This is a genomic window from Blattabacterium cuenoti (genome assembly GCF_014252335.1).
In the GTDB taxonomy this organism is placed as follows: domain Bacteria; phylum Bacteroidota; class Bacteroidia; order Flavobacteriales; family Blattabacteriaceae; genus Blattabacterium; species Blattabacterium cuenoti_AL.
Map to the genome: position 1 here is coordinate 322,308 of NZ_CP059218.1, position 3,439 is coordinate 325,746.

A 3,439-nucleotide genomic window follows, 5' to 3' on the forward strand; every position below is an offset into this window, starting at 1 on the left:
GGCGAACAGCCCAACCCTTGGGCCCTTCTTCAGCCCCGGGATGTGACGAGCCGACAGCGAGGTGCCGAACCTCCCCGTCGATATGAGCTCTTGGGGGAGACTAGCCTGTTATCCCCGGAGTACCTTTTATCCTTTGAGCGATGGCCCTTCCATTCGGAACCACCGGATCACTATGCCCTACTTTCGTACCTGATCGACTTGTATGTCTCACAGTCAAGCACCCTTATGCCATTATACTCTACACACGATTACCAAACGTGTTGAGGGTACCTTTGGAAGCCTCCGTTACTTTTTTGGAGGCGACCACCCCAGTCAAACTACCCACCACGCAATGTCTTCAACTGTTAATTGAATTAGATTTCAATTAAAAAAAGGGTGGTATTTCAAGGACAACTCCATATTACCTGACGATAATATTTCTTAGTTTCCCACCTATCCTACACATTTTTCAATCAAAATCAATACGAAGCTATAGTAAAGGTTCACAGGGTCTTTTCGTCCCATTGCGAGTAATCGGCATCTTCACCGATATTACAATTTCACCGAGCTCACGGCTGAGACAGTTTCCAGATCGTTACACCATTCGTGCAGGTCGGAACTTACCCGACAAGGAATTTCGCTACCTTAGGACCGTTATAGTTACGGCCGCCGTTTACTGGGGCTTCAGTTAAAAGCTTTGTTTATTTTACTAAACTAACCTTTTTCTTTAACCTTCCAGTACTGGGCAGGTGTCAGACCCTATACATCATTTTTCAATTTAGCAGAGTCCTATGTTTTTGATAAACAGTCGTCTGGATATATTCACTGCGGCCTTTAAAAAAAAGGCAGCCTTTTTCCCGAAGTTACAGGCTTGTTTTGCCTAGTTCCTTAGCCGTGAATCACTCGAGCACCTTAGGATTCTCTCCTTAACTACCTGTGTCGGTTTTGGTACGGATTAATTTTATCTGAAGCTTAGAGGATTTTCTTGGAAGTTCTTACCTGTACTATCCACTGGCCCGAAGGTTTGTGGTACTATCATAGATCAGCAAAATATACGTATTTTACTATATATTTTATACCTAACTATTTTAACGTACACTTCCGTCCGTACGCGACAGTTTCATAACTCCGTCTCCTCTTATTATCGCAATAAAAATAAGTACCGGAATATTAACCGGTTTTCCATCAACTACACCTTTCGATTACGTCTTAGGACCCGACTAACCCTCAGTTGATTAACATAGCTGAGGAATCCTTAGTTTTTCGGTGTGCGGATTTCTCTTCCGCATTATCGTTACTTATACCTACATTTTCTTTTGTAATCACTCCACTTAATCTCTCGATTAAGCTTCAATGTTATTACAATGCTCCCCTACCGATTTTTCAATCTCATAGTTTCGGCGATATATTTATGCCCGATTATTATCCACGCTCAACCACTCGACTAGTGAGCTGTTACGCACTCTTTAAATGAATAGCTGCTTCCAAGCTAACATCCTAGCTGTTTTTGTGGTTAAACTTCGTTTGTACAACTTAATATATACTTAGGGGCCTTAACTGATGATCTGGGTTGTTTCCCTCTTGGACATGGACCTTAGCACCCATGCCCTCACTACCGTGAAACATAATAACAGCATTCGGAGTTTGTCAGGAATTAGTAGGTAATGAAACCCCTTCATCCAAACAGTAGCTCTACCTCTGTATTATTTTACACGATGCTGCACCTAAATGCATTTCGGGGAGTACGAGCTATCTCCGAGTTTGATTGGCCTTTCACCCCTACCCACAAGTCATCCGAAGACTTTTCAACGTCAACCGGTTCGGTCCTCCACTATGTATTACCATAGTTTCAACCTGCTCATAGGTAGATCACTCGGTTTCGCGTCTAATTCCTCCGACTAAATGCCCTATTCAGACTCGCTTTCGCTACGGCTCCATAGTTTAACTACTTAACCTTGCCGGAAAAATTAACTCGTAGGTTCATTATGCAAAAGGCACGTCGTCACTTTATAAATAAGCTCCGACAGTTTGTAAGCATATGGTTTCAGGATCTATTTCACTCTTCTATTCGAAGTTCTTTTCACCTTTCCCTCACGGTACTAGTTCACTATCGGTCTCTGAGTAGTATTTAGCCTTACCGGATGGTCCCGGTAGATTCAGACAAGATTTCCCGTGTCCCGTCCTAATCAGGTTTATACTAAACTATTTTTTTATTTTATATACAGGATTATCACCTTCTATGATTGGATTTTCCAATCCATTCTACTATAAAAAAATAATTATTATTGTAGACCTACAACCCTATTGCAGCCTAAACCACAATAGTTTGGGCTTTTCCATTTTCGCTCGCCACTACTCACAGAATCACTTTTGTTTTCTTTTCCTCTAGATACTTAGATGTTTCAGTTCTCTAGGTTTGCTTTACTATTGAAAGTAATATCATATTTTAATATGATAGGTTACCCTATTCGGAAATCTGCGGATCAATTTGTATGTGCCAATTCCCGCAGCTTATCGCAGCTTATCACGTCCTTCATCGCCTCTCAGAGCCAAGGCATCCACCATACGCCCTTACTTAGCTTTTTTTCTCTCCTCATTATAATGTTATGTATTATGTCAAAGAACTTTTATTAGTGGAGAATATCGGAATCGAACCGATGACCTCCTGCGTGCAAAACAGGCACTCTTTCCATCTGAGCTAATTCCCCTTACTTATTTATTAACTACTACATATCACTCACAATAATAATCGTAATAGTCTCGCGCGGAATTGAACCGCGGACCTCTACATTATCAGTGTAGCGCTCTAACCATCTGAGCTACGAGACTGAAAAAAATTCAATCTCTTACTCTCTTATCTATAATGAAAAAAATCTAGCCTAATTATTGAATTATTTTTAATAAGAATAAATACTCTAAAAAAAGAGATGTTCCAGCCGCACCTTCCGGTACGGCTACCTTGTTACGACTTAGCCCCAGTTATCGATTTTACCTTAAGCAGCTCCTGTTATGGTCACCGATTTCAGGTCTCCCCGACTTCCATGGCTTGACGGGCGGTGTGTACAAGGCCCGGGAACGTATTCACCGCATCATGGCTGATATGCGATTACTAGCGATTCCAGCTTCATAGAGTCGAGTTGCAGACTCCAATCCGAACTGAGATCGGTTTTTAGAGATTAGCTTCTGATTACCCAGTAGCAACCCTTTGTACCGACCATTGTAGCACGTGTGTAGCCCAAGGTATAAGAGCCGTGATGATTTGACGTCGTCCCCACCTTCCTCTCGACTTACGTCGGCAGTCTTGTTAGAGTCCCCGACTTAACTCGCTGGCAACTAACAATGAGGGTTGCGCTCGTTAAGGGACTTAACCCAACACCTCACGGCACGAGCTGACGACAACCATGCAGCATCTTGTACTCCGTCCGAAGACTAAATTATTTCTAACTTATTCGTAGTACAT

Annotated in this window: 2 tRNA genes and 2 rRNA genes (2 of these 4 only partly in view); all 4 read right to left on the reverse strand. The window is 42.3% G+C overall.

From position 1 onward, the window contains the following. Positions 1-2,565 (reverse strand): 23S ribosomal RNA (locus H0H37_RS01485) (it extends 786 nt beyond the left edge of the window). Positions 2,566-2,613: 48 nt separating this feature from the next. Then, a tRNA-Ala gene (locus H0H37_RS01490) sits at positions 2,614-2,687 on the reverse strand. Between the two features lie 47 nt (positions 2,688-2,734). Then, a tRNA-Ile gene (locus H0H37_RS01495) sits at positions 2,735-2,808 on the reverse strand. Positions 2,809-2,899: 91 nt separating this feature from the next. After that, positions 2,900-3,439 (reverse strand): 16S ribosomal RNA (locus H0H37_RS01500); it runs 933 nt beyond the window's last position. The 16S and 23S rRNA genes sit together here with 2 tRNA genes alongside, the layout of an rRNA operon.